This is a genomic window from Azospirillum griseum (assembly GCF_003966125.1).
GTDB lineage: Bacteria > Pseudomonadota > Alphaproteobacteria > Azospirillales > Azospirillaceae > Azospirillum > Azospirillum griseum.
Genome location: NZ_RXMA01000173.1, coordinates 1 through 282, shown reverse-complemented (window position 1 = coordinate 282; position 282 = coordinate 1). Strand labels below are relative to the sequence as shown.

Annotated in this window: 1 pseudogene; it reads left to right on the top strand. The window is 71.6% G+C overall.

Annotated features, from left to right (window positions below):
- Positions 1-282, top strand: a pseudogene (locus EJ903_RS27185) (hypothetical protein); the annotation flags it as partial.

Genomic DNA, 282 nt, shown 5'->3' with positions numbered 1-282 from the left:
TGGTCGGCAACGCCGGTCTCGACGTGGCCACGCTGGCGGACGGCGGCAACACCCTGCTGCTGCGCTCGCTGGAAACCCTGACCGGCGGCGGCGGGGCCGACGCCGTCACCATCGGCAACGTCGGTTCGACCATGCTCGTCGCCGGGCTGGAAACGCTGGTCGGCGGGACCGCCGCCGACAGCATCACGCTGGGGACCACGGGCAACAGCCTGCTGCTCAGTCAGGTGGAAACGCTGACCGGCGGGGTCGGCACCGATGTGGTGACGCTGGCCACCGCCAGCT